Annotated in this window: 16 protein-coding genes; 6 read left to right on the plus strand and 10 right to left on the minus strand. The window is 72.4% G+C overall.

Annotation, left to right across the window (positions count from 1 at the left end; genetic code table 11):
• Positions 1 to 70 precede the first annotated feature (70 nt).
• Positions 71 to 730: a response regulator gene (locus BM339_RS25985; protein WP_021598886.1), complete on the minus strand. Its 660-nt coding sequence runs from the start codon at positions 728 to 730 to the stop codon at positions 71 to 73.
• On the minus strand, positions 727 to 1,869 hold the full coding sequence (locus tag BM339_RS25990; RefSeq protein WP_021598887.1) for a sensor histidine kinase: 1,143 nt from the start codon (positions 1,867 to 1,869) through the stop codon (positions 727 to 729). The genes BM339_RS25985 and BM339_RS25990 overlap by 4 nt, the downstream gene beginning before the upstream one ends.
• Positions 1,870 to 2,034: 165 nt before the next feature.
• On the opposite strand from BM339_RS25990, the gene BM339_RS25995 reads away from it, so the two are divergent.
• The 4 genes from BM339_RS25995 to BM339_RS26010 are packed head-to-tail and all read left to right on the plus strand — an operon-like array spanning position 2,035 to position 7,392.
• Positions 2,035 to 3,495, plus strand: coding sequence for an MFS transporter (locus tag BM339_RS25995; RefSeq protein WP_143118595.1), 1,461 nt, complete (start codon positions 2,035 to 2,037; stop codon positions 3,493 to 3,495).
• Positions 3,492 to 3,872 carry a cupin domain-containing protein gene (locus tag BM339_RS26000; RefSeq protein ID WP_021594139.1) on the plus strand — a complete coding sequence of 127 codons (381 nt, stop codon included), beginning with the start codon at positions 3,492 to 3,494 and terminating at the stop codon, positions 3,870 to 3,872. Before BM339_RS25995 ends, BM339_RS26000 begins: the two co-directional genes overlap by 4 nt.
• Positions 3,869 to 5,665, plus strand: a complete 1,797-nt coding sequence (locus BM339_RS26005; protein ID WP_083597917.1) for an ABC transporter ATP-binding protein — start codon at positions 3,869 to 3,871, stop codon at positions 5,663 to 5,665. Before BM339_RS26000 ends, BM339_RS26005 begins: the two co-directional genes overlap by 4 nt.
• Positions 5,662 to 7,392 (plus strand): ABC transporter ATP-binding protein, encoded by a 1,731-nt coding sequence (locus BM339_RS26010; RefSeq protein ID WP_075022511.1) that lies wholly within the window; start codon positions 5,662 to 5,664, stop codon positions 7,390 to 7,392. Before BM339_RS26005 ends, BM339_RS26010 begins: the two co-directional genes overlap by 4 nt.
• A gap of 5 nt (positions 7,393 to 7,397) precedes the next feature.
• On the opposite strand, the gene galT is transcribed toward BM339_RS26010, so the two are convergent.
• Genes galT through BM339_RS26045 form a run of 7 tightly spaced genes read right to left on the minus strand, consistent with a single transcriptional unit; the run spans position 7,398 to position 14,897 of the window.
• Entirely contained in the window at positions 7,398 to 8,525 is a 1,128-nt protein-coding gene (gene galT, locus BM339_RS26015; protein WP_075022512.1) for a galactose-1-phosphate uridylyltransferase, read from the minus strand.
• Positions 8,522 to 9,505, minus strand: coding sequence for a formylglycine-generating enzyme family protein (locus BM339_RS26020; protein ID WP_083597919.1), 984 nt, complete (start codon positions 9,503 to 9,505; stop codon positions 8,522 to 8,524). Before BM339_RS26020 ends, galT begins: the two co-directional genes overlap by 4 nt.
• Complete coding sequence (locus tag BM339_RS26025) at positions 9,502 to 11,007, minus strand: sulfatase family protein (RefSeq protein ID WP_021594144.1); 1,506 nt, start codon at positions 11,005 to 11,007, stop codon at positions 9,502 to 9,504. Before BM339_RS26025 ends, BM339_RS26020 begins: the two co-directional genes overlap by 4 nt.
• Positions 11,004 to 11,999 carry an aliphatic sulfonate ABC transporter substrate-binding protein gene (locus BM339_RS26030; RefSeq protein ID WP_075022513.1) on the minus strand — a complete coding sequence of 332 codons (996 nt, stop codon included), beginning with the start codon at positions 11,997 to 11,999 and terminating at the stop codon, positions 11,004 to 11,006. The genes BM339_RS26025 and BM339_RS26030 overlap by 4 nt, the downstream gene beginning before the upstream one ends.
• Before the next feature lie 15 nt (positions 12,000 to 12,014).
• Positions 12,015 to 12,833: an ABC transporter ATP-binding protein gene (locus tag BM339_RS26035; RefSeq protein ID WP_021594146.1), complete on the minus strand. Its 819-nt coding sequence runs from the start codon at positions 12,831 to 12,833 to the stop codon at positions 12,015 to 12,017.
• Complete coding sequence (locus BM339_RS26040) at positions 12,830 to 13,669, minus strand: ABC transporter permease (protein WP_021594147.1); 840 nt, start codon at positions 13,667 to 13,669, stop codon at positions 12,830 to 12,832. The genes BM339_RS26035 and BM339_RS26040 overlap by 4 nt, the downstream gene beginning before the upstream one ends.
• The gene (locus BM339_RS26045) at positions 13,653 to 14,897 is read right to left on the minus strand and encodes an ROK family transcriptional regulator (RefSeq protein WP_218163757.1); all 1,245 of its coding nucleotides are present in this window, start codon (positions 14,895 to 14,897) and stop codon (positions 13,653 to 13,655) included. Before BM339_RS26045 ends, BM339_RS26040 begins: the two co-directional genes overlap by 17 nt.
• A 227-nt stretch (positions 14,898 to 15,124) precedes the next feature.
• Here BM339_RS26045 and BM339_RS26050 point away from each other — a divergent pair, with 227 nt between their 5' ends.
• Together BM339_RS26050 and BM339_RS26055 are read left to right on the plus strand one after the other, a co-directional pair.
• On the plus strand, positions 15,125 to 16,474 hold the full coding sequence (locus BM339_RS26050) for a family 43 glycosylhydrolase (protein WP_021594149.1): 1,350 nt from the start codon (positions 15,125 to 15,127) through the stop codon (positions 16,472 to 16,474).
• Positions 16,467 to 17,684, plus strand: a complete 1,218-nt coding sequence (locus BM339_RS26055; protein ID WP_083597922.1) for a hypothetical protein — start codon at positions 16,467 to 16,469, stop codon at positions 17,682 to 17,684. The genes BM339_RS26050 and BM339_RS26055 overlap by 8 nt, the downstream gene beginning before the upstream one ends.
• A 52-nt stretch (positions 17,685 to 17,736) precedes the next feature.
• Here the strand turns inward: BM339_RS26055 and katG are convergent, their stop codons facing one another.
• Entirely contained in the window at positions 17,737 to 19,956 is a 2,220-nt protein-coding gene (gene katG, locus BM339_RS26060; RefSeq protein ID WP_075022514.1) for a catalase/peroxidase HPI, read from the minus strand.
• Between the last annotated feature and the right edge of the window lie 48 nt (positions 19,957 to 20,004).

Below are 20,004 nucleotides of genomic sequence, written 5' to 3' on the forward strand. Positions count from 1 at the left end.
GAATATCGACGACGGGGGACCCGCCGCGCCGGAGGACGCCGCGGCTCGGTCAGGCGGGGGTGTGAGGCCGTCAGGTGCGGCGCGGGGTGACGAGGCCGGACTCGTAGGCGAAGACCACGAGCTGGGCGCGGTCCCTGGCCCGGAGCTTGGTCATCGCCCTGCTGACGTGGGTCTTCGCGGTCGTCGGGCTGATCACCATCTGCGCGGCGATCTCGTCGTTGGACAGGCCCCGGGCCACCAGCGCGGTGACCTCGCGCTCGCGGTTGGTCAACACGTCGAGGACCGCGGGCATGGGCTCGGGGCGGCGGGTGACGTACTCGCCGATCAGGCGGCGGGTGATCGCGGGGGACAGCAGCGCGTCGCCGCGGGCCGCGACCCGGACCCCCTGCACCAGGTCGGCGGGCTCGGTGTCCTTGACCATGAACCCGCAGGCGCCGGCGCGCAGCGCGTTGAAGACGTACTCGTCCAGGCCGTAGTTGGTGAGGATCACGACGTGGACGCCGCCCAGCCGCTCGTCGGCGACGATCCGCCGGGTCGCCTCGATGCCGTCCATCACCGGCATCTGGACGTCGACGAGGGCGACGTCGGGCCGGTGCTCGACGGCGAGCGCGACGCCCCGCTCGCCGTCCGCGGCCTCGGCCACCACCTCGATGTCGTCCTCGATCTCCAGCAGCGCGCGGAACCCGCCGCGGATGAGCGCCTGGTCGTCGACGAGCAGCACGCGGATCACGCCGGTCCTCCGAGAGGCAGCTCGGCGCGGACGGTGAAGCCGGACTCGGGACGCGGCTCGGCCCGCAACCGGCCGCCGAGGGCCGTGACGCGCTCGCGCATGCCGAGCAGGCCCGTGCCGGGGACGGGCGGCGCGTCCGGGTCGGCCTCGCCGTGGTCGTCGACCCGCACGACGAGGTCCTCCTGCCGGTAGTCGATGACCACCTCCGCGGCCGCCCCGCCGGCGTGCCGGGACACGTTGGTGAGCGCCTCCTGGACGATCCGGTACGCGGCCCGGTCCACCTCGGGCGGCAGCTCCCGGGGCGTGCCGGTGACCGTCACCGTGACCGGGAGGCCGGTCGAGCGGGCCCGCTCGACCAGGTCGTCCAGCCGGTCGAGGCCGCTGGCCGCGGTCTCGCCCTCGGAGCGGTCGTGGTCGCGCAGGACCTCCAGGGTCGCGCGCAGCTCGCGCATGGCGTCGCCGCTGGCCTCCTGGATGGCGACCAGCGCGGGGGGCACGTCCTCGCCCCGCCGGTGCGCCAGGTGGACGGCCACCCCCGCCTGGACCTTGATGATCGAGATGCTGTGGGTGAGGGAGTCGTGCAGCTCCCGGGCGATGCGCAGCCGCTCCTCGCCCGCGCGGCGCAGCGCCGCCTCCTCGCGGGTCCGCTCGGCCTCGGCGGCCCGCCGCTCGGCCTCCTCCAGGTACGCCTGCCGGTGCCGGGTCACCGTCGCCGCCGCCCCGGCCGCGACGAACCAGCCGACCAGCAGCGAGGTGCTCTGGAAGTTCTGCCCGGCCCCCTCGGCGCCGGGCAGGTTCACCGCGAAGCCGGTCCCGAGGAAGACCAGGCTCGCCACCGCCGCCACCAGCTGGTGTCCGGCCCAGACCGCGGCGAACACCGCCACCATCACGGGGTAGGCGACCGCCGGACCCGGCTGGAGGTGCGCCGCGACCGCGAGCATGCAGGCCGCGCTGGCGAACAGCGCCACCAGGGGCGCCCGCCGCCAGGCGACGAGCGCGAGCGACCCGGCGAGGACGCCCGCGAAGTCCGGCGCGCCCGCGTCCGGCGTGTAGAGCAGGATGGCCGACAGCAGGACGGCCATCCCCGCGGCGAGCAGACCGTCCTGGGCGAGCGGCTGCAACCGGCCAATGAACCTCATTCGTGCAGATTAGAGCCTTTTTGTGGCGGAGTCCTCCGCAGCAGGTCGTAAGAGATCAGTACTCCCGGCGAAGTAGTCGCGCGGTCCGTACTCCCCGCGTGCCAGGCGGAGATGTCTTCCCGTGCAGGACGACCGCCGGCCGGTCCGGGGCCCACGATGTCCGGCATGACGGTCAAGGAATCGGTGGCCCGGAGCGCGGCCACCCGGACGGCCCCCCGGCCGGGGCTCACCCTCGCCGCGGTGGCCGTCGTGCAGTTCATGGTGTCGCTGGACCTGTCGGTGGTGAACGTCGGCCTGCCCGAGATCGCCGCCGGGCTCGGCTTCGGCCCGGTGGGGCTGACCTGGGTGATCCACGCGTACGCGCTGACCTTCGGCGGGCTGCTCCTGCTGGGCGGCAAGGCCGCCGACCGGTACGGCCGCAAGCGGGTCCTGCTGCTCGGGCTGGGGCTGTTCGGCCTGGCGTCCTTCGCCGGAGGGTTCGCCCAGGAGCCCGGCCACCTGGTGGCCGCCCGCGCCGCGCAGGGGATCGGGGCGGCCGCGCTGGCCCCGGCCGCGCTGGCGCTGCTGGCCGCGACGTTCCCCGGGGGCCGGGAACGCGTCCGGGCGTTCGGGGTCTGGAGCGCGACGAACGCCGCCGGCGGCGCCCTCGGCGTGCTGATCGGCGGCCTGCTCACCGAGTACGCCGGCTGGCGCTGGGTGATGTTCGTCAACGTCCCGATGGCCGCCGCCGCGCTGGCCCTGGCGTGGCGGGGCGTCGCCGCCGGACCGCCGGCCGCCCGCGGGGGCCGGCCGGACGTGCTCGGCGCCGTCCTGGCGACGGCGGGCATGACCCTGCTGGTGTTCGGCGTCGTCCGCACCGACCAGCACGGATGGACGTCGCCGGTCACGCTGGCGACCCTGGCGGCCGCCGCCGCGCTGCTGGCCGCGTTCGTCATCGTCGAGCGGACCACCACCCGCGATCCGCTGATCCGGCTCGGCCTGTTCGCCAACCGCTCGGTCACCGGCGCCAACACCTACATCCTCCTGGTGGGCGCGGCGATGGCCTCGTCGTTCTACTTCATGTCCCTCTACCTGCAGCGGGTCCTCGGGACGGGGCCGTCGCTGACCGGGATCGAGTTCGTGCCGTTCGCGCTCGGCGTCGTCGCCGGATCGGTGCTGGCCGTCCGGCTCGGCTACCGGTTCCCGCCGCGGATCCTGCTGGTCATCGGCGGGCTGCTGACGGCGGCCGGGTTCGCCTGGTTCGGCATGATCGACGCCGACGGCGGCTACCTCACCGACGTCCTCGGCCCGTCGATGCTCGCGAGCGTCGGCTTCGGGCTCTGCCTGGCCCCGGTCGTCTCCACCGGCACCACGGGCGTCGCCGCCCACGAGACCGGCACCGCCTCCGCGCTGCTCAACAGCTCGCGGCAGATCGGGGCCTCGCTCGGGCTCGCCGCCCTCGGCACCGCCGCCCAGCACCGCACCGGCCGGGCCGGCACGCCCGAGGCGCTCAACGACGGCTACGCGCTCGGCATGATCCTCGGCGCCGGGCTCCTGGTCGGCGCCGTCGTCATCGCCTTCACCGTCCTGCGGCGGACGGGCCCGGCGCCGGAGCCCGAGCACCTCGCGACGGAGGTTCAGGCATGACCGTCACCCCGATCGACCTGTTCGCGTCCCTGCTCCGCCTCCGCCAGGACGGCGGGATCCACGCCGGGCCGCGGGCGTCCGACCCCGAACCGGACGGCTGGCAGCTGACGGCCGTGCACGCCAAGACCGGCGCCGACGTCCACGCCGACCACTGGGAACTGCACCCCGAAGCCGAGGAGGTCGTGTCCTGCCTCATCGGGAAGGTGCGCCTCTACCTGCGGGAGGAGGCGCCGGGGCGGCGGGACGAGGAGATCAGGCTGCCGGCCGGGACCGCCGCGATCGTCCCGCGCGGGCGGTGGCACCGCATCGCGCTGGACGTCCCCAGCACCGTCCTCACCGTCACCCTCCCGCGCGGCAGCCGGATGGAGAAGCGATGACCGCCGCACCGCAGGCAGATCCCGGCCGCGCGGCCGGACCGAGCATGGCGGGGCTGGTGCGCCCCTTCGCACCGGCGTTCGCCGCCGTCGTGATCCTGCAGGTGATCGGGGCCGTCGCGGGCCTGGCGCCGCTGCTCGCGGTCGTCGAGCTGGGGCGCGCCCTCCTGGCGCCCGGCCCGGTCGACCACGGCCACGTCCGGCTCGTCGTGGCCGCGGGCGCGGCCGGCCTGCTCGTCCGGCTGCTGTTCACGGCCGCGTCGTCCGGGATCGGGCACCTGCTCGACGGCCGGGTGCAGCTGGCGTTCCGCCGCCTGCTGGCCGCGCGGCTCGGGCAGGCCCCGATCGGCTGGTTCTCCCGGCGCCGGACCGGCGAGCTGGCGAAGGTCGTCGGGGAGGACGTGGCCGCCGTGCACCCGTTCATCGCCCACACCCCCGGCGAGCTCATCTCCGCCTTCGCGGTGCCGCTGGTGGCGCTGGCCTACCTGTTCACCGTCGACTGGCGGCTCACGCTGATCACCTTGATCCCGGTGGCGCTGGCCGTGGCGCTGGTCCCGCTCATGATGACGCCGTCCCGGCTGCGCGAGCAGCGGGAGTTCGACGCGGCCATGGCCGGGATCGCGAACTCCGTCGTCGAGTTCGTGCAGGGCATCGCGGTGGTCAAGGCGTTCGGCGGAGGCCGGCGCGCCCACGACAGGTTCCTCGCCGCCGTGGACGGTTTCGTCGACAGCTTCTTCCGGATGGTCCGCGCCCTCGCGGGGATCGCCGCCGGGATGCAGGTGGCGCTGTCGCCGCCGTTCGTGCTGCTGGTCGTGCTGATCGGCGGGACGGCCCGGATCACGAGCGGCGCCATGGCTCCGGCCGACCTGCTGCCCTTCCTGCTGCTGGGGCTCGGGCTCACCGCCCCGGTGGAGGCGCTCGGCCACGGCTTCGACGACATGCAGACGGCCCGGCGCGCGGTCGGCCGGATCCGGGACGTCCTCGCGGTGGACCCGCTCCCGGAGCCCGCCCATCCGGCCGTGCCGCGAGGCCACCGGGTGGAGCTGCGCGACGTCCGGTTCGGGTACGACGCCGATCACGAGGTGCTGCGCGGGATCGACCTGGTGCTGGAGCCGGGGACGGTCACCGCGCTCGTGGGCCCGTCGGGCGGCGGGAAGTCCACGCTAATCCAGCTGCTGCCGCGGTTCTTCGACCCGACCTGCGGCTCGGTCGTCCTCGGCGGTGCCGACCTGCGCGAGATCGCCGGCCGGGACCTCTACCGGACGGTCTCCTTCGTCTTCCAGGACGTCCGCCTGCTGCGCGCGACGGTCGCCGACAACATCGCGCTGGCGGTGCCGCACGCCGGCCTCGACGCCGTCGTCCGCGCCGCCCGGCTGGCCGGCGTCCACGACCGGATCCTCGAACTGCCGCGCGGGTACGACACCGTGATCGGCGAAGAGGCCGGGCTGTCGGGCGGCGAGGCGCAGCGGATCTCGATCGCCCGCGCGCTGCTCGCCGACACGCCCGTCCTGGTGCTCGACGAGGCGACCGCCTTCGCCGACCCGCAGACGGAACGGGCGCTGCGCCGGGCGCTGGCGTCGCTGGGGGACGACCGCACGATCCTGGTCATCGCCCATCGCCCGGAGACGGTCGCCGGCGCCGACACCGTCGTGCTGCTGGAGGACGGGGTGATCGTCGAGCGCGGCGCCCCCGCCGAGCTGCTGGCGCGGGACGGAAGGTTCGCGGCGTTCTGGCGAGACCGCCGGTCCGCGGTCGCCGATGACGACGGCATCCTGCGAGGAGACGAGCTCCGATGATCCGACTGCTGCTTCGCGTCCTCGGCCCGGAATACGCCCGGCCCGTGCGTCGCGCCCTGGCCCTGATGACGGCGACCGCGGTGCTGGAGGGGCTGTCCTACGCGCTGCTGATCCCCGTGCTGCGGGCGCTGTTCGGGAGCACGCCCGCGGACGCGCGGCCCTGGCTGGTCGCGTTCGGGGCGGCGGTCGCTGTCTACGCGGTGCTGCGCTATGTCAGCGACCTGTCGGGGTTCCGCGCCGCGACCACGCTGCTGCGCGGCACGTATCGCCGCCTCGGCGACCATCTGGCCCGGCTCCCGATCGGCTGGCACCACCCGGGACGCGTCGGGGAGGTGTCGGTCCTGGCCAGCCGCGGTGTGCTGCAGGCGATGAGCGTGATCGCGCACCTGATGGCCCCGCTCGTCTCCGCCGCCGTGACCCCGCTGACGATCGTCGTGGTGATGCTCGCCTTCAACTGGCGGATGGGACTGGCGGCGCTGCTCGGCGTTCCGGTCGTGGCGGCGATCCAGGTCCGGGCGGGACGGTCGATGGCCGCCGCCGACGCGGAGCGCGCCGAACACGACCGGGAGGCCACCGGACGGGTCATCGAGTATCTCCAGGCCCAGCCCGTCCTGCGCGCCGGCGGCCGGGCCGCCGAACGCTTCGAGCTGCTCGACGGCTCGCTGCGCGACGTCCAGCGCGCGTCCCGCCGGCTCACGCTGTCGGCGCTGCCGGGGGCCCTGGGCCTGACGCTGACGGTGCAGGCGGTGTTCACCGTGCTGCTCGTCCTCGGCGCCTACCTCGCGCTCGGCGGGGACGTCGGCGCGGCGGAGGTCCTGGCGATCCTCGTGCTCGCCGCCCGCTGCGCGGATCCGCTGCTGTCGCTGGCCGAGATCGGGGGCCGGCTGCGCGGCGCGCGGTCCGAGCTGGTCAGGCTGGACGCGGTGCTGCGCGCCGAGCCGCTGCCGGAATCCTCCGAGCCGATCGTGCCGGCGCACCACGACCTGGAGTTCGAGTCCGTCGTCTTCCGCCATGGCGACCGCACGGTTCTCGACGACGTGTCGCTGTCCGTCCCGGCGGGGCAGCGGCTCGCCATCGTGGGGCCGTCGGGTGCGGGCAAGAGCACCCTGCTCCAACTCCTGGCGCGGTTCTACGACGTGGACGGCGGCGCGGTGCGCGTCGGCGGTGCCGACGTCCGCGACATCACCACGGAGGAGCTGATGTCGCGGATCGCCATCGTCTTCCAGGACGTCTACCTCTTCGACGGCACGATCGAGGAGAACGTGCGGCTCGGACGTCCGGACGCCACCGAGGCCGAGGTGCGGGCGGCGGCGTCCGCGGCGCGGCTGGACGAGGTGGTCGAGCGGCTGCCCGGCGGATGGGCGGCGGACGTCGGCGAGGGCGGGGCCCTGCTGTCGGGCGGCGAGCGCCAGCGCGTCTCGATCGCGCGGGCGCTGCTGAAGGACGCGCCCATCGTCCTGCTGGACGAAGTGACCTCCGCGCTGGACCCGGTCAACGAGGCGGCCGTCCACGAGGGAATCGAGCAGCTCATGGCCGGCCGGACCGTCGTGATGGTGGCGCACCGGCTCCGCACCGTCCGGCGCGCCGACCGCATCGCCTTCCTGGACGGCGGCCGGATCGCCGAGGAGGGCGACCACGATGACCTGCTGCGCCGCGGCGGCCGCTACGCCGGCTTCTGGAACGTCGCCCTGTCACCGGCAACCGGGGCACCCGTGGCGCGCGACTGACCGGCTCAGACCTCGCGCAGGCGGCGGGCCACCTGCTCGGGGAGGGTGTCGGTGACGAAGGCGCCCATGCCCGACTCGGAGCCGGCGAGGTACTTCAGCTTGTCCGCGGAGCGCCGGATCGAGAAGAGCTGAAGATGCAGGTAGGCGAGGTCGTCGGGGTCGTCCACCGGCGCCTGGTGCCACGCCGAGATGTAGGGGAGGGGTTTGCCGTACAGCCGGTCGAGGCGCGTGAGCAGATCCAGATAGATCGTCGCCAGCGCGTCGCGTTCCGCGTCGTCCAGGTCGGGGATGGTCTTCACCCTGCGGCGGGGGTAGAGGTGGACCTCCAGCGGCCAGCGCGCCGCCGCCGGGACGAACGCCGCCCAGTGCTCGTTCTCGGCGACGACGCGGACGCCGGACCGGCGTTCGGCGTCGAGGACGTCGGTGTGCAGGTCGCCGCCGGTCCGCCGCCGATGGCGCGCCGCCGCCTGGAACATGCGCGCCGTGCGCGGGGTCGTGAACGGGTAGGCGTAGATCTGCCCGTGCGGATGGGACAGGGTCACGCCGATCTCCTCGCCGCGGCTCTCGAAGCAGAACACCTGCTCGACGCCCTTGACGCGGGACAGCGCCAGCGTGCGGTCCGCCCACACGTCGACCACCAGCCGCGCGTGGCTTGGCGAGAGGTCGGCGAACCTGCGGGAGTGGTCGCTGGAGAAGCAGATCACCTCGCAGCGGCCGATGGCCGGGCGGACGTCAACCAGCGGATGGTCGCCCGCCGCGCCGTCCAGGGCCGTGCTGTCCAGGGCCGTGCCGTCGAGGACCTTGCCGTCCAGGACCGCGCCGGTCGACAGGCTCGGGAAGCGGTTCTCGAAGACCACGACGTCGTAGTCGTCCGCGGCGATCTCCGTGCGGCGCCCGTCCGCGGAAGGGCACAGCGGGCACTCGTCGGCCGGGGGGAGGAAGGTGCGGTCCTGCCGGTGCGACGCCATCATGACCCACTCTTCGAGCAGCGGGTCCCAGCGCATCTGCGCGGTCGTGCTCACCGGCGGCAGCGTCCGCGTGTCGGTCCACCTCCGCCGCGCGCCGGCGCCGAGGTCGAAGTAGATCAGCTCCCGCCCGTCGGCGAGCGTCGTGGCGGTCTTGTGCGGCGTCATGCTTTCTCGTCACGGGTGGCGGCGACCGTGCGGAACCCGGCGTTCCCCATGGACGAGTCCGGTGTGTTCGAGGAGCGGGCGGCGTTGCGGTACCGGTTGCAGTAGGAGTCGTGGCAGAGATAGGAGCCGCCGCGCAGCACCCTCGTCGTGCCACGGCCGGGTCCCTGCGGGTCCTCGGTGGGCGAGGTCCGGTAGTAGGTGGGGTCGAACCAGTCAGAGCACCATTCCCAGACGTTGCCGACCGTCTGCCAGAGCCCGTAGCCGTTGGGCTCGAAGGAGCGCACCGGCGCGGTGGTCGTCCAGCCGTCCTCGGCGCTGTTGTGCACCGGGAACTCGCCCTGCCAGATGTTGGTGCGCCACACGCCGTCCGGCATCAGCTCGTCCCCCCAGGGGAACCGGGTGCCGGTGAGGCCGCCCCGGGAGGCGCACTCCCACTCGGCCTCGGTGGGCAGCCGGCGCCCGCTCCATGTGCAGTAGGCGACCGCGTCGTCCCAGCTCACGTGGACGACCGGGTGATCGTCCAGCCCGTCGAGGTCGCTGAACCGCCCGCCTGGACAACGCCAGGACGCGCCGCGGACGCCGAGCCACCAGGGCGTGCCGGCGGCCCGTCCCATCACGTCCTCGGCGGGAGCCGCGAGCGCCAGGTGGAACACGGCGGAGAAGCCGTGGGACTCCGCGTCGGTGACGTAGCCGGTGGCGTCGACGAACTCCGCGTAGGCGCTGTTGGTCACCGCTGTGGCGTCGATGGTGAACGGCTCGACGCGCACCTCGTGCACCGGGACCTCACCGTCCGCCGGATCACCGTCACCGTGGTGGTCGCCCATGAGGAACCGGCCGCCCGGTACGGAGCACTGCTCGGCGGGCGGGGGCACGGGATCCGGCCCCGGAGCGATCGGCCGGTCCCCGCGAGGCCCGTCGTGCAGGAGGGTGGGGGCGCAGCACGGCGTCTCCTGGCGGGGTCGGCCGGCCGCGCCGGTCATCGCTCGGCCTTCTGGTAGGTGGCCTCGTCCAGGCCGCTCAGCGTGGGGTCGTACGCGACCTCGCCGACGTCGTACATGGACGTCATCCAGTGGTAGAAGTTGTCGCCTCGCTCGCGGAGCACCGTGTAGAGGCGGCGCATCATGGCCGCGCGGACGCCCCGCATCTCCGGCTGCTCGTAGCGGTTCAACAGCTCGTCCGGGTCCGTCTCCAGGTCGTAGAGCTCGTTGACCGAGTCGGGGTTCACCACCAGCTTGTACCGGTCCGTGCGGAGCATCCGCTGCGGATAGGGGAAGTGGTGCCCGTGGAACTCGCACACGATGTCGTCGTCCCATTCGGCCTCCTCACCGCCGAGCAAGGGCAGCAGGCTGCGCGAGTCGACGGCCGTCTTGGGGTCGAGGCCCGCGAGGTCGAGGATCGTCGCGGTGCAGTCGAGCAGGCTCACGAACTCGTCACGGACCACGCCGCCGGGCCGGCCCGGCACCCGCAGCAGGCCCGGCGTGCGGTAGATGTCCTCGTACATCGCCGGCCCCTTGTCGTGCAGCCGGTGCGCGCCGGTGAACTCGCCGTGGTCGCAGGTGAAGAACACGGCGGTGTCGTCGGCGAGGCCGAGCCGCCGCATGGCGTCCATGACGCGGCCGATCTGCCGGTCGATGAGCGCGACGTATCCCCAGTAGACGGCGATCAGCTTGCGCGTGGTCTCGATCGGCATGGTGTCGAACGTCCAGTGGGCGCTGTAGTTCCTCTGGACCGGGGGCTTGCCCTGGAAGGTCTCCGCGACCGAGCGCGGCAGATCGATGCCGGACGGGTCGACGAGGTCGAAGTACTCGTCCGGCAGGATGTACGGCAGGTGGGGTCCGAAGAAGTGCAGGGCCAGGAAGAACGGCTTCTCCTGGTTCCGCACGTCGGCGGCGTACCGTTCGAGCGTCTCGATCGCCCGGGTGGCGAGGTAGTGCTCGAACGTCGCCTCCACGGGCTGGTGCAGCCGGGCGGCGAGCAGGTTCCCGGGGCCGCCGTTGGGCAGCGTGCCGCGGATCCGGTCGGAGATCTCGTACGGGGGCAGGTCGTGCTCGGCGAGGTAGGCCAGGTAGTCGGGATGGTCGACGGGGTTGTGCCAGCCGGGCAGGTCGGGCCCGTCGAAGCCGAAGTCGCGGGCGGTCTTCTCCGTGCCGACGTGCCACTTGCCGATCAGGCCGCAGTTATAGCCCTTCTCCCGCAGCGCCTCCGAGAAGGTGAACTGCCCGTCGGCGAGGTCCTCGATGTAGCCGACGTTGCGCTCGTGGTTGGCGAGCAGCTTGTGCCGGAACGGCGCCTGCCCGGTGAGCAGGCTGGCCCGCGCCGGGGTGCAGATCGCGGTCGGCGTGTACCACCGGTCGAAGCGGGTGCCGCTCCTCGCCAGCTCGTCCAGGACGGGTGTCGCGGCCCCCGGGTTGCCGTACGCGCCGAGGGTGTCCGCCCGGTGCTGGTCCGTCATGAGGAAGAGGATGTTCGCCGGGTTCGTCACTTGGCGCCCGCCGTGAAGAGGTCGCCCGTGTAGTAGGTCTTCGGGTCGACGGACGACTTGAGCTTGCCCGCGCCGACGAAGTAGCCGTTCATCCCCGTGAGCCACTTGCCGATGGTGCCGTCCTTGGTCATCGTGTCGAGTTCCTCGACGGACAGGACCTTGACGTTGGCGGCGTCGGCCTTCACCTGGTCGACCGGAACCTTGAGCATCTTGGCGGTGAGCTCGATCGACTCGTCCATGTGGGCCGTCCGGTACTGCATGGCCTCGCGCAGCGCCGCGATCAGCTTGGTGGCCTTGTCCTTCTCGCCGGAGACGAACTTGTTGCCCGCGACGAACGCGGTCGGGAAGGCCATCTGCGACTCGAAGTCGGAGTTCTTGGCCAGCTCGGTCAGGCCGGGGACCCGCTTCTTAATCGTCGCGATCGCCGGGTACCAGAACCCCGCGGCGTCGATCTTCTTGGACGAGAAGGCGGACACGATGGTCGAGGCGTCCATGTTGACCACCTCGATGTCCTTCCTCGTGAGGCCCGCCTTCCTGAGCGCGAGGGTGAGGATCATGTCGCCGGACGTGCCCTCGGGCACCCCGACGGTCTTGCCCCGCAGCTGCGCCAGGGACGCGGTGCCGCTCTGCGCGATCACCCGGTCGGCGTTGCCGAGGGTGTTGAGCGCGATGATCTTCGCCTGGCCGGAGGCCGGCAGCCAGAACGCGCCGGGGCCGATGTACCCGACGTCGAGGTCGCCCGTGCCGAGCGCCTGGATCTGCAGCGGGCCGTTGGTGAACACCTTCGCCTTGACATCGAGGCCGTGCTTCTCCCAGATCTTCTGGTCGTCGGCGATGGCGAGCAGGCTGGTGCCGTTGTAGTCGGCGATGTAGCCGAAGTCGACCTCCGCCTTGTCTCCACCTCCGCCGGAGCCGGAGCCGCAGGCGGTGAGCGCCAGCACGGCGGCCACGCCGAAGGCGGTCGCGGCGGGGAATCTGCGTGACAGTGACATGTCCGTCCTTGGAGATCAGGCCGTTGTCGATGACGGCATGGGGTGCTTGGAGTCGGCGGCCGTGCGGCCGTCCTGGTGGTAGACGGAGTGCCAGACGCGGTTGCGCAGCGCGGCGAACTCCGCGCTGAGCCGGAACTCCTCGGATCGCGGGTAGGGGAGGTCGACCTCGACCACGTCGTAGACGCGGCCGGGGTCGGCGGCCATCACGATGACGCGGTTGGCGAGGAAGACCGCCTCGTCGACGTCATGGGTGATGAACAGGACGGTGCGCTGCTCCTTGCTCCAGGTGTCGAGCAGCTGCTCCTGGAGCTTCACCCGGGTGAGCGCGTCGAGCGCGCCGAACGGCTCGTCCATCAGGAGGATCGAGGGGTTCACGGCGTACGCGCGGGCGATCGCGCACCGCTGCCGCATCCCGCCGGACAGCATCTTGGGCAGCGCGTCGGCGAACTGCTCCAGCCCGACCATCTCGATGAAGCGCTGGGCCCGCTCGCGGCGCTCCGCCTTCGGCACGCGCGCCGTCTTCAGCCCGAACTCGATGTTCTTGCGGACGGTCAGCCAGGGGAACAGCGCGTACTGCTGGAAGATGACGCCGCGCTCGGGTCCGGGGCCGGAGACGGCCGAGCCGTCCACGAGGGCCTGCCCCTCCGTGGGCTCCTCCAAGCCGGCGAGGATGTTGAGCAGGGTGCTCTTGCCGCAGCCGGACGGGCCCACGACGGTGACGAACTCGTTGTCCGCGATGTCGAGCGAGACGCGGTCCAGCGCGGTGAAGGAGTCCCTGCCGAGCGCGAAGGTCTTGCTGACGCCCTGGACCGAGATCTTTGCCGGGGTGGTCATCGGCGCTCCTGCCATCCGGTGAGCTTGCGTTCGGCCAGCAGGAGCACCCGGTCCATGAGCAGGCCGAGGATCCCGATGGTGATGAGCCCGACGAAGATCGTGGGCAGGTCGTAGTAGAGCTGCGCGTTCTGCATCCGGAAGCCGAGGCCCTCCTGCGCGGCGATGAGCTCGGCGGCGACCAGCGTCGCCCACGCCGAGCCGAGCCCGACCCGCATGCCGACGAGGATGAACGGGGTCGAGGCCGGCACCACCACCCGCAGGAAGATCCCGGCGTCCCCGGTGCCGAGGACGCGGGCGGCGTTGATCAGGGTGCGGTCGACGTCCACCACGCCCTGGAACGTCGAGATGACGCAGACGAGGAACGCCGCCAGGAAGATGACGAAGATCTTCGGTGTCTCGCCGATGCCCATCAGCACGATGGCGAGCGGGATAATGGCCAGCGGCGGGATGGTGCGGAAGAACTGCACCCAGGGTTCGACGAGGCCGCGGACGAAGCCGTACCACCCCATGAGGAATCCCACCGGGATCGCCAGGGCCGTCCCGAGGGCGAAACCGGCGAGGACCCGGCCCAGGCTGGCGAGGACGTCCTTCTGGAGCGTTCCGTCCGAGAGGAGCGTGCCCGCCTGCGACACCACCTCGCTCGGCGTCGGGAGGGTGAAGCCCGCCGCGGCGAGCCCCCACCACAGGGCGATGCCGAACCCGACGGACACCCCGTTCAGCAGCAGGGAGACCCCTCTTCGTCGCGGCCCCGTCCTCGCGCCGGTGCGGCCGCGGCCGCCCGCGGCGTTCGCACCGCCCCGGCTCGTCCGGGCGCTCTGGTCACTGAGCACGGCCATGGCCCACTCCTCTGTTCGCTGTCTTCCGTGCGCGCTCGATCGGCCCGGAACCGGCGGGGCCCGCCTCGGCGGCCTCCGGATAGGCCGCCAGCAGCGGCGAGCTGTGAAATAGCGCGGCGAGCGCGCCGAGCGCGCCGTCGTCGTCGGAGAGCCCGGCCCGCCGCACGACCGGCCGGGGGGCGCCGGGGAAATGCCCGGCCGCGACGGTGGCCGCGGCCTGCTCGAGCAGCGCGGGCGCCACGCGGGTGATCTCCCCGCCGATGACGACGTCCGCGGGGTTGAGGATCAGGGACGCCTCGCCCAGCACCCGGCCGACGGCGGTCCCGGCGGCGCGCAGCACCCGGTCGGCGACCGGGTCGCCCCACTCGACCGCGGCGGCCAGGCCGCCGAGGTCCTCGACCGGGAGGCCCTGCTCCCGGCAGGTCCGCAGGATGGCGGGGACGGACGCGAGGGTCTCGACGCAGCCCCGCTTGCCGCAGCGGCAGTCCAGCCCGTCCGGGTCGGCCGTGATGTGCCCCAGCTCGCCGGCCAGCCCCGACGAACCGGTGACCAGCCGCCCGCCGACCACCAGCCCTCCGCCGACGCCGTCGGAGATCCGCAGGTAGAGAAGGTCGTCGACGGACCCGTGGCCGAAGACGACCTCCGCGAGCGCGGCCAGCCGGGTGTTGTTGTCCACGATGACCGGTGCCCCGAACCGTTTGGCGAACGCCGCCTGCGCCGCCGCCTCGGGGGCGCCCGCGGCGGCCGGCTCGTGCGGCGCCGCCACGAGCACCCCCGGGCTCGGGCGGTACGGCCCGGGAACCCCGATGCCGACGCCCTGCAGCGCCCCGTAGTGCACCCCGGACTCGGCGCTGAGGCGGTCGATGAGCTGGAACGCCAGGTCGAGCCGGACCGGCCACGGGGCGTCGTCGTACCGGTGCGACCCGGACACGACGATCTCGTGGGAGGCGTCCGCGACCGCCAGGTGCACCCGCCGGTGGCCGAAGTCGACGCCCATGAACTGCCCGGAGGCGGGGTCCAGGGCGAGCCGCTCGGCCGGCCGGCCGCTGCCCTCCCGCTTGGCCGCGTCGGTGTCGACCACCACGATGGCGCCGCGCTGCAGCAGGCTGCCGGTGATCTCGGAGAGGGTGGTGCGGGACAGCCCGACGGCGAGGGCGATCTGCCCGCGGCTCATCGCGCCGTGCTCGCGCAGGACGCGCAGGACGCGCTCCTCGTGAGTGCGTCTCACCAGCGCATGCACTCCGGCCGACGTCGTCATGCGGCAACGCTGACAGCGGGCAATTTTTCCGTCAACACTCCGACAGAAAGATCCTGCGTCTCCGAACCGGCGCCGGAACCGGCCATGTCACGCGTCCAATGACCTTTCTGTCGCCTGTTCACCGACGGAATGAGTCTCTATAACGTCTCCTCCCAGCCGGGCCACTGGGGTCCTGCGCGACGAACGAGGAGTGAGTGATGACCAGCTCCGAACACGGTTTGCACCTCGGCAGGCGGTCCCTGCTGATCGGTGCCGCCGGCTCCCTCGCGGCGGCGGCACTGCCCGCGACCGCCGCCGCCGTACAGGCGTCCCCCGCGGAGTCCGTGTCCAAGCGGCGGTACCCGCCGAACTGGCCCGACCCCGAGCCCTACGGCCTCGCCGACACCCGGCAGGACCTGTGGCCACGCCGCGACAACTCCTTCGTCCTGCCGCTTGAGCTGCGCCCCCGGGACAGAGAGCGCGGCGTGGTCTGGATGCGCGACACCTACGTCAACTGCTTCGTCGTCAAGGGACGTCCCCTCTACGTCGCCACCGGGACCTCGCGCGTTCCCGGACTCGACCGGGCCGCCCCGTGGAACGACGGCATCTTCGTGTGGGTGTCACGCTCGCTGCGAGGGCCGTGGCGGCTGGTCGACACGACCAGGGTCCGGCCGGGCGCCGAGAAGGGGAAGGTGTGGTCGCCCGAGTTCGTCGGCGAGAACCGGCCCGGACGCATGGTCGTCGCACCGTGGCAGGAGTACTGGTACGACGACAGGTTCGGGAAGCGCGGCGAGGTCTGGGCGCCCGAGCTGCACTACTTCCGCGGAAGGTGGTACATCGTCGCGTGCATGGGCGACCACTCCCGCAAGGTCGGCTCGTTCATGCTGGTGAGCGAGGGCGGGATCGAAGGCCCGTACCGTCTCGTCGAGGGGAACCACGACAAGCCGTTCGGCGACTCGTTCATCGGCGGACCGAACTTCATCGAGCCCGGCGCCTACCACCACATCGACGGCGGCCTTTACGCCGAGAACGGCGACGCGTGGCTCGTCCTGCACAACGACCTCTACGCGAAGTTCCGCGACGACATGGAGGACATCGTCCCGACGACCGACCTCCCGAGGTTCCAGCAGACGCCCTACTCGCCCGAGCCGTACCTCGAAGGCGCCTACGTCTTCAAATTCCAGGGCAGGTACTACCTCCTGCACGCCGCGTGGGACCGGAGGTCGGCCAATCCCGACGGCGGCACCCGCTACGCGTACGACCCGCCCGGCCCCGGCCGCACGCAGTACCAGTACGACGTGATCGTCGCCGTCTCGGACGCCTTCGAGGGCCCCTACTCGGAGCGGTGGACCGCGGGCGTCGGCGCCGGGCACAACAACTTCTTCACCGACGCCGCCGGCCGGCCCTGGTCGACGTTCTTCCGCAACCCGAACGCCGGCTACTGGGCCGACCCGTCGCGCGTCGCCGACGCGGCCGTGCCCGGGGTCGCCCGGCTGGAATGGACCGGCCCCGAGGGCAAGCGCCTGTACGTCCAGCGCCGCGACCAGGGCCGTGCGATCGATGGTTGACGATCGCTCGCGGCCTCGGAGCCGACGCGTCCCGCGTCACCGCCTCGTCACCCGGATCCTCACGATCGCCGGCGTCCTCGCCGCCCTGACCGCCTGCTCGCTCGGCTCATCCGCGGCCGGTGACGCGGGCGGCGGGGTCGAGCCGCTCCCCGCGCTCGGCGCGCTCGGCGCCAACTACAACGAGAACCTCGACCAGCTGAACTACCGGGAGCTGCGCGAGGCGCGTGCCGGCTGGGTTCGCGGCTTCTATGCCGTGCCCGAGGCGGACGAGGTACCGCCGGCGCGGAGCGACGCCATCCGGGTGATCCGCGGTGCTCACGACCGGGGGTTCCGCACCCTGCTCAGCCTGAAGTTCCCCATGTCGGGGACCCCGTTCCCCCAGCCCGGCGGTTCGGAGATGGCAGCCGAGCTCAAGCGGCTGGACAGCGTGCTGCCGCTCGTGCTCGGGACGGTCGACGTGATCACCATCGGCAACGAGCCGTTCATCGAGAGCCTGCCGGCCCAGCGCGACGAGCGGCTCAACCGGTTCTACGAGACCGTGGCGCGCCATGTCATCGAGACCCGGGCCGAACTCTGCGGCGCGGACTGCCCCACCCACCTGTTCATGGGGGCGCTGAACCGGCTGGACCTCCCTCAGAACCGGACCCCGGCCGTCGAGCGGTACCTCGCCTTCGCGCGCGGGACGCCCGAGATCGAGGGCGTCGACCTTCATCCGCACGTTCCCGACGAGGCGCGGATCCAGGACTTCCTGGACTACACCCTGCCGCGGCTTCGCCCTGGCCAGACCTTCCTGGTCACCGAGTTCTCACTGGTCTGGTACTGGCAGAAGCACATGACCGACCGGATACCGGCCGCCTTCGCCCGTCGCTACGGCTACGCCTCCGGCACCCAGGTCTGGCAGGTCATCGGCGAAGCGATCGAACGTCCCTTCCCGGCGCGCAAGTGGAACGAACTTCTCTCCCAGAGCCCCTGGTTCGAGTCCAAGAAACACATGCTGCGGGACGAGATGGCGCGGTTCCGGAGTACCGGCCGGCTGGCCGTGGCGACATACGGCTTCCGCCAGATTCCCTCCATGACGGCCGGCTGGAGCGCGACCAAGCCGCCCTGGCTGCTCAACAGCGTGTTCGCCACGCTGACGGTGCGGCACCGCGGCCAGGCCATGTCGACGCCGGGCTACGCCTGGATCGGCGATTTCCGCCGCCTGCAGTGACCGCGGCCGTCCGCCTGTCGACGACCCGGTGACCTGACGGCCCCGGGACGGGTCAGGCGAGGTCGTAGCGGTCGAGGTTCATGATCTTGTCCCACGCGGCGACGAAGTCGCGGACGAACTCCTGCTCGGCGTCGTCGCTGGCGTAGACCTCCGCGACCGCGCGCAGCTCGGCGTTCGCCCCGAAGACGAGGTCGGCGCGGCTGGCGGTCCATCGGACGGCGCCGGAGGCGTCGCGGCCCTCGAAGACCTCGGCGTTCTCGGACGTCTGCTTCCACACCGTGCCCATGTCGAGCAGGTTCACGAAGAAGTCGTTGGTCAGCGTCCCGGGGGCGTCGGTGAAGACGCCCAGGGACGATCCCTTGTGGTTCGCGCCGAGGACGCGCAGGCCGCCGAGAAGGACCGTCATCTCTGGCACGCTCAGGGTGAGCAGGTTCGCCCGGTCGACGAGGAGGAACTCGCCCGGCAGCATGTTGCCCTTCGTGAGGTAGTTGCGGAACCCGTCGTGCGTCGGCTCCATCACCTCGAACGACTCCACGTCGGTCTGCTCCTGCGACGCGTCGGTGCGTCCCGGCGTGAAGGGCACCTCGACGTCGTGGCCCGCGTCCCTGGCGGCCTTCTCGACCGCGGCGCAGCCGCCGAGGACGATGAGGTCGGCCAGGGAGATCCGCTTGCCGCCGGTCTGCTCGGCGTTGAACTCCTCCTGGACCCGCTCCAGGGTGCGCAGCACGGTGGCCAGCGCGTCGGGGTCGTTGACCTCCCAGCTCCGCTGCGGCTCCAGCCAGATGCGGGCGCCGTTGGCGCCGCCGCGCTTGTCGGTGCCGCGGAACGACGCGGCCGACGCCCACGCGGTGATGACGAGCTGCGCGACCGACAGGCCCGAGCCGAGGAGCCGCTCCTTGAGGGCGGCGACGTCCTGGGCGTCGACGAGCTCGTGGTCCACCGGCGGGACCGGGTCCTGCCAGACCAGCGTCTCGGACGGGACCTCCGGGCCGAGGTAGCGCTGGATCGGGCCCATGTCGCGGTGGGTCAGCTTGAACCACGCGCGCGCGAAGGCGTCCGCGAACTCCTCCGGGTTGTCCTTGTAGCGGCGCGAGATCGGCTCGTAGATCGGGTCGAAGCGCAGCGACAGGTCGGTCGTCAGCATCATCGGCTGGCGCGTCAGCGACCCGTCCTCGGGGTCGGGGACGGTGCCGGCCCCGCCGCCTTCCTTCGGCCGCCACTGGTGGAGCCCGGCGGGGCTCTCGGTCAGCTCCCACTCGTATCCGAAGAGGATCTCGAAGAAGCTGTTGTCCCAGGTGGTCGGGGTGGGCGTCCAGGTGACCTCCAGGCCGCTGGTGTAGGAGTCGCGGCCCTTGCCGGTGCCGTGGGTGCTCTTCCAGCCGAGGCCCTGGTCCTCCAGCGGGGCGCCCTCGGGCTCGGGGCCGATGCTGTCGGCCGGGGCCGCGCCGTGGGTCTTGCCGAAGGTGTGGCCGCCGGCGATCAGGGCGACGGTCTCCTCGTCGTTCATCGCCATCCGGCGGAACGTCTCGCGGATGTCGCGGGCCGCCGCGATCGGGTCGGGGTTGCCGTTCGGGCCCTCCGGGTTGACGTAGATCAGGCCCATCTGCACCGCGGCCAGCGGCTTCTCCAACTCCCGGTCTCCGCTGTAGCGCTCGTCGTCGAGCCAGGCGGTCTCCGGGCCCCAGAAGACGTCCTCCTCGGCCTGCCAGGCGTCCTGGCGGCCGCCGGCGAAGCCGAACGTCGTGAAGCCCATGGACTCCAGCGCGACGTTGCCGGCGAGGATCATCAGGTCGGCCCAGGAGATCTTCCGGCCGTACTTCTGCTTGACCGGCCACAGCACGCGGCGGGCCTTGTCGAGGCTCGCGTTGTCGGGCCAGCTGTTGAGCGGCGCGAAGCGCTGCTGGCCCGCGCCGGCGCCGCCGCGGCCGTCGCTGACGCGGTAGGTGCCCGCGCTGTGCCACGCCATCCGGATGATCAGCGGTCCGTAGTGCCCGAAGTCGGCCGGCCACCAGTCCTGCGAATCGGTGAGCACGTGCGCGATGTCCCGCTTCACGGCGGGGAGGTCGAGGCTGTTGAACGCCTCGGCGTAGTCGAAGTCCGCGCCGAGGGGGTTGGCCATGGGAGGGTTCTTCGCGAGGAGCCGCAGGTTGAGCTGGTCCGGCCACCAGCCGCGGTTGCCGCCGCCCTGCGTCGGGTGCGGGGCGCGGCTGTGCACGACCGGGCAGGCGCCTTCGCCTTCGGCGGGGGTGGCGGCTTCGTTCTTCTCGGACATGTGTTCCCTCCAGGGAGCGCGGGTGAATCAGGTGTCCAGATGGTTGGA

It is taken from the genome of Actinomadura madurae (assembly GCF_900115095.1).
GTDB lineage: Bacteria > Actinomycetota > Actinomycetes > Streptosporangiales > Streptosporangiaceae > Spirillospora > Spirillospora madurae.